4 protein-coding genes and 1 pseudogene are annotated in these 6,376 nt (G+C 56.5%); all 5 read right to left on the bottom strand.

Going from position 1 to position 6,376, the window contains the following annotated elements; translation table 11 throughout:
* Positions 1-356 precede the first annotated feature (356 nt).
* Positions 357-722 carry a hypothetical protein gene (locus RTS12_RS19505; protein WP_312531557.1) on the bottom strand — a complete coding sequence of 122 codons (366 nt, stop codon included), beginning with the start codon at positions 720-722 and terminating at the stop codon, positions 357-359.
* A gap of 53 nt (positions 723-775) precedes the next feature.
* Positions 776-1,495 (bottom strand): SprT family zinc-dependent metalloprotease, encoded by a 720-nt coding sequence (locus RTS12_RS19500; RefSeq protein WP_312531555.1) that lies wholly within the window; start codon positions 1,493-1,495, stop codon positions 776-778.
* Entirely contained in the window at positions 1,485-4,556 is a 3,072-nt protein-coding gene (locus tag RTS12_RS19495; RefSeq protein WP_312531553.1) for an HsdR family type I site-specific deoxyribonuclease, read from the bottom strand. The genes RTS12_RS19500 and RTS12_RS19495 overlap by 11 nt, the downstream gene beginning before the upstream one ends.
* Positions 4,557-4,595: 39 nt before the next feature.
* Positions 4,596-5,813 carry a restriction endonuclease subunit S gene (locus tag RTS12_RS19490; protein WP_312531550.1) on the bottom strand — a complete coding sequence of 406 codons (1,218 nt, stop codon included), beginning with the start codon at positions 5,811-5,813 and terminating at the stop codon, positions 4,596-4,598.
* Positions 5,810-6,376: pseudogene (locus RTS12_RS19485) on the bottom strand (type I restriction endonuclease subunit M); the annotation flags it as partial. The pseudogene RTS12_RS19485 and the gene RTS12_RS19490, both read right to left, overlap by 4 nt.

The raw sequence follows: 6,376 nt of genomic DNA, 5'->3' as shown, positions 1-6,376 counted from the left end.
CAGGCCGCCAAATCGGCCCTGAACGGCGGAAAACAAGGAAAAATCGAGGTGCCCTCAAGATGAATGACCGCAATGTCCCGTCCTATAATGCTCGAAGGTTCAGCCGAAGACATGATGCTGCGCTACGGCCAGTTCTGCAACAACGCCGTCCTGCGGCCGAACGTTGCGCCTACACGCAATGGCGCTAGATCGGAAGGACCCGAGCAGCGGTAACAGACTTTATCTGTGCCGTGAAAAAAAACCTCATCGAAGACCCTATATCATAAACGACATATAATTTTTATCAAACCGTAACAAATCATTGATGCGTTCTAGTTAAGCGCGACCTTTTCAAATAAGAAATGGTCGCGCAGGTGTCATGTGAACTGATTGTTGACGCTATTAACCAGATCGACATAGTAAGCATGGAGCTCTGCGGATAGCGCTTCAGCGACTGGGATTTCACGCCTTTCGACAAAAATGTTAAATAGAGAAATCTTAACTCCGCTTCCAATTTTCGTGTGCTTTTCTACTATTTGGGAGACTTTTTTTAAGATGTCTTTAGACATGTCTTCGTAAGGAGCTAGGCTGAAGCTGTCCCTAAGATCAAACCTCACATCGACGTCAGCGTATTTGCTGTATCGCTTGCAAATTACGCTTGGATACCCTGACTTGCTGCATTCCTCAATATAATCGTTCATTTCGTTTGAATCATCATTACCCTTGATTGAGAGATGAGGCATTGGCGTTCCTTCTTAGCTAGTTTGAAATTTAAATTTAGGGCGTATCGAATTTTTTAAGCGTCCCACGCCGCAAGAGGGAATAAGTTAAGATCTCTCCGAATGGTTCGCCATTGCGGCATGTGTTGATCGAGAACTGCAACGAACTGATCGTCATGTCGATCCGAGATCAGATGCGCGAGTTCGTGCAGGATAACGTAATCGGTGGCATTGGCGGGCTTCGCGGAAAGCTCGGTGTTCAGCCAGATGATACTTTTAGCGGCATTGCAGCTTCCCCATTTCGTGCGCATGTCACGTATGCCCCATGTCGATGGCGTCACGCCTAGGAGCTCCGACCATTTCTGAACCTTGGGGGCGGAGACCATCCGCAACACGGTCCGTCGCCAGGCGGCCATCCATTTGGCCCGCTGGTCCCGGCTACTGTTCGGAGGGATGCTCATCGACAGCCGGTCGTTCCCCAAAACGGCAATCTTATGAGCCCGCCTTTTCCATTCGACGACTTCCAGGCGCAGTGGGCGCCCCCAGACATAGTGGGTTTCGCCGGACTGATAGAGACGCGGTGATTGCCTCTCTTGGGCCAAGAAGCGCGCTTGCTGCCGCCGCACCCATGCCATCCGCATCAACACTGCACGCCGGACGGCGTCTAGGCTTACAGCCGCCGGAGCCGCAACGCGCACGCGGCCATCAGGTGGGTAGACGCCAACATGCAGGTTCTTGATGCTTTTCCAATGCACCTCGACATCGATGCCGCCGATCGTATGGTGCTCAGTATTCACTATGGTTCTTCAAAATTGCCATGATGTTGTCGACGAGGGTTTCGTCACCTGGCAGTGCAGCGTCAACAGCGCGCCTAACTTTCTTTTCTTTCATCATATGACCGCGCCAGCCGTCCGGTGCGACATCGCGCACCGCCTGATCGACGCGCAGTGCAGGTTCCTCATCGTTATTCAGGTTGTCGAACAGCGCCTTCTGGCCTGCGGACGTGATGCTCGCGGGGTAGTCCGTCCCATAGCCAGACTTGGCCTGCTTTACGAGTTCGGCGATGCGCTTCAGGTATTCGGCGTATTCGATGGCATCGTTGCGGCGCTGCGTGACAAGGTCCGTGAGGAGTTGGGACATTTGCTCGTAGAAGCGCGGGTTGACCGGGGTTTCGTCGATGATGAGGCGGCGGACGTTGTTCTCGATGGCCTCGGCGACGTTGTTCCGATTTCTGTTGGTGCCGGCAGGCAGGTCGTTGACGGCATCCGCGCCCTTGCTCAGGACCAAGTCGATCAGGCTAATATCGTCCAGGTGAGAGATCGTCTTGGGATCGTCCGCACGGATATAGGTATCGATGAGATGCCGCATCGCGGGCTCGTAAAGTTTTAGATCGACGGCATCGCCACTATGCAGGCGCACCTCGTCCCGAATGTTAATTGCGCGTTCAACCTCTTTCCGCATTTCACCCATTTCCAGTTCGTTGAAGCTGGAGGCATCAGGTTCGGAAGCGACGTTGGCATAGGCACGGGCATATTGTCCGGCTAGGCGATAAAGGGTCTGGCGACGACGACCTTTCTCTTCAGCATCGGGATCATTCTCGATCCCCTGAGGGCTCGAGAAATAGGTGAAGATCTCGTTGTCGCCTTTGGGTTGCTCGACGGCATCCAGCAGGCCGAGCCACGCATCACGGGCAGTCCGCAGGTCATCGTCCGCCTGTTCTGCCCGATCGGTGATCAGGCCCTCGACATCTTCCTTGTCGAACTGATCAAAGGCTTCCGACGTATAATCGTCGACGGCGTTCTCGATGTTTCGGAACAGGTCCTTGTAGTCGACGATATAGCCGAAATCCTTGTCTTCGCCATCCAGCCGGTTCACCCGGCAGATCGCTTGAAAGAGGCCGTGGTCGCGCATCTGCTTGTCGATGTAGATGTAGGTTGCCGTTGGCGCATCGAATCCTGTCAAAAGACGGCTCACCACGATCAGCAGCTTCATCTGACCCGGTTCGTTCTTGAAGAGGAGCAGCGCTTCTTCCTCGTAGTCCTCCTCGCTCTTATCCCCAAGCAGATAGTCATAAACCCGATGCACATATTGCTTTTCGGTTTCGCCCATGCCGGTTTCTTCGCCGGTCAGTTCCGGCGCGGCCCGCTTATAAGACGTCACGATCGCGCATTTGCTGGCGAGTGTGGACCCGGACTTGCTGAAGATCTCGAAGAATCTGCAGGCCTCGGAGATCGACCCTGCGACCAGCATGGCGTTGCCACGACCGGCCTTCAGGCGAGGTTTCAACTCCATATCCATGATAATGTCGCTGGCGATCTGCTCCAGGCGATCCTTGCTTGACAGCACGCGCTGCAATGTGCCCCAGCGCTGCTTCAGGGTCGCCTTGGCGATTGGCGTCAGGTTCTTGGTCTTTGCCTCGAACCAGGCGTCGATCTTGTCGGGCGAGGTGATGCGCTGATCAATGTCCCGCGCCTCATAGCGCAGGTCCAGCACGACGCCGTCCTCGACCGCTTCGTCGAAACGGTAGGGCTTGCCGATATAGGGCCCAAAGGTCTCAAGCGAGGTCCCTTTGTCCGACCGGAGCAACGGCGTGCCGGTGAAGCCGACGAACATGGCATCCGGCATGATCTGGCGCATGGCTTTTGCCAGCTTGCCGGACTGGCTGCGGTGCGCCTCGTCGATGAAGACGAAGAACTCGCCGACGGGTGCGCTGATATTGGCGTTCTGGATGTCGGCCACCAGCCCTTCCATCTCGCCTTGCTCGCGCGTGCCGAATTTATGGACCAGTGAGCAGATGATGCGATCGGTGGGGTCGGCCAGTGCGGCCATCAGGTCGTTGCCCGTGCGGGCACGGCGCACCTTGTCGCCGGTATTACCAAAGACATCCTCAATCTGCCGGTCCAGTTCCTTTCGGTCCGTCACGATCAGGATGCGGCCATCTGGATAGTTCTCGCGGATCCAGCGGGCTAGCATCACCATGATCAGGCTTTTTCCGGACCCTTGGGTCTGCCAGATGATGCCGCCTTCCTTTGCGCGCACCCGGTCCTGCGCGGCCTTCACCGCGAAATACTGGTTCGTGCGGGCGAGCTTTTTATACCCGCCATCGAAAAGTGTGAAATCGTGGATCAGTTCCAGAAACCGCGCAGGCGACATCATCTGGGTCACGTCACGGTCAAGGCGGGACGTGATGTCGCTTTCTTCCTTCCACGCCAGCCAGTAGGGCTCGGGCGTCAGGATGGGCGCATAGCGCAGGCCTTCGCTGCCGTTGCCCGCAAAGGTGATCTGCACCGTGGTAAAGAAATGACGGATGAACTCGGGGCGCTGGTTGTCCAGGGTCTGTCGGATACCTTCGCCGACGCTGATGGTCGATTTCTTCAGCTCGATGACGCCAAGGGCGATTCCGTTGACGTAAAGCACCAAGTCGGGGCGTTTGTTGTAGGCCTTGGCATCCTTGCCTTTGACCGCCACCTCTTCTGCCACAGCAAGGTCGTTGGCGGCGGGGTTTTCCCAGTCGATGAAGCGAACGGTGACGGGGGCCTCGCCCGGGCCGGGGTTAACGGCAAGGCCGAAGCGCAACGCGTCATAAAAGGCACGGTTGGCGTCGAAGAGCTTCGCCCCTTCCATCCGCGCTGCGCGTTTCAGGTGAGTGATGGCCTGGTCGGCCACCTCGGGCGTATAACCGCGAGACAGCAGCCACGGGCGCAGGAATTCGGGTTCGATATTGGCGTTATCCGAGCGTTTCTTCCAGTCACCCAGGTAACGCCAGCCAAGGCCACCGGCTGCATCCGAGCGGCGGGCGGTCAGCAAGTCGATGATCCTGTTCTGCGCTTTGCGCTCCGCCTCGCCTATCGTGCTCATGCTTCTGTTCCCGCCCTTAAAGTCACTTACTCAAAATCGTCAGACCAGCCGGATCCGACCCGTCAAAAGGTTTTGCATCATACCCTCCTTCACCTGCCGCGCCTTGTCGAGGCGGGTTTCGAGGGCTTGGATTTCGGCGTCCATATCGTCCAACAATTGCGCAACAGCGACCCGTTCCTCTGCATCGGTCGGGAAAAGCACCTCAAAAGCTCTAATTTCGGCCCCATTAACTGAATCAAAGGTCGAGCCTTTAGAAAGCTTCGCCCATTCTGGCTCTTTCGCAACCATGATATGGTAGACAATCCGCTCATCGGTTCGCAAAGCGCAGACGCCGCGACCAAGACATACATCCATGTCTGTCGTGGCAATCTCACCAACCGGCGCGCGCACCGTCATCAGATAGTCACCGGCTTTTCCGAGTTTAGTAACATCGCGTGTGAAGAACCTTGTGATTGTCCCTCGATCCTTGATGTCCGCATTGCCTTGGATCAACGGTAGGCCATCGCCCTCCGAATTATAGGCGCTTGAGCTTGGTGACTGACCCATGACAATCGTTACCAGTTCGCCTAGCGTTTTCAGTTCCCACCCTCCTGAAAACCCCGGAAGGCGGCGCTTGGCGGTCAGGAGGTCCTGCATTGCGCCCTGCTTGATGAGCCGCTTCTTCGCGATCAGTCGCTCCAGCCCCTCAATCAACGCATCCGAATCCGAAAGCGCCTCGGCGATGGCTACCTGCTCCTTTATGGGAGGCACAAGTATCTGCATGTTCTCGAATGTCGGCATGTAGATGGTGTTGTGTGTGCTCCCCGCCATCAGGCGATTCCATTCAGCTTCCATGCCTCGGAATAGATGGGCGAGGTATCTGTTGTGGAGACGGGGCCCACAGACGTAGCAGGCAAAGTCCTGGCTAGTAGCCATTTGACGGCCCAAGACAGCCACCTTGCCAATCGTTGCAGTCCTAGACAGAGCAACTGTCCCTTCGGGCAGCAAACGGGCAGAAGAATTCGCAAGACCCAGTGCCGATACGGTCATCTTAGTATCATGGAGGATTTTCCCCTCAATCGTCTTCGAGTCGTGCAAAGAGAGCCAAGGGATGCCGCCATCCCAATAGTCGGGACGGTTGCGACTTGGGGTGTGACCACTCTCGAGCTTAGCGATGTCGCATAGCTTCTCTAGGGTCCAACCTGCAGGTTCAACGTCCGGCGTCGGATGGATGCGGCCAATCTGCCAGCGCGAGACGAGATCCGATACCTGATTCATGCCTCGACCCCAAGCGCGGCCAGATGTTTTGCAACTCTCGCCTCCAGATCGCTCATATGTTGATGAATCTCCGACAATGTATGGCCGTAACGCTCCGTCAACACGCGAACACGCGCAGTCATCTTCTCGGTCCGCGCCTCAATCTCTGTTTCAATCAATTCGGCTATGTCGGTGAGCCATTTGTCATCCACGACCAGAGAGCGGATTTCGTCCTCTGTCAGGGTAGGATATTTTTTCAACGTGGCTTCTGTCAGCGCGTCCTCGGCATCCTTGGCCACCTTCTTCGCCGTCGCTTCAGACGTCATCAGCTTGGCCGCCTGCTTCAGAAGTTCCATCTCCTCGGGCTCTGCTTCGCCCGATTTCGTGCGCACCTTGACAGACGCCGCCGTCAGCTTGCCCGCATCGGTCAGGGCGTCGGCCAGCAGCCCGCCCTCGGCGCCGTGTTCTTCGACCAGTTCCTCGATCTCACGACCCAGTTCCTCGACCTTGGCCTGCGCATCGTCCAGCGCCTGCTGAAGCTTAGGGAAGAAGCGGGCAACAATCAGCGCGGGCTTGATGACATC

Source organism: Paracoccus sp. (in: a-proteobacteria), assembly GCF_032007265.1.
Classification (GTDB): Bacteria; Pseudomonadota; Alphaproteobacteria; order Rhodobacterales; family Rhodobacteraceae; genus Paracoccus.
This window is presented reverse-complemented; position numbering and strand designations above follow the sequence as displayed.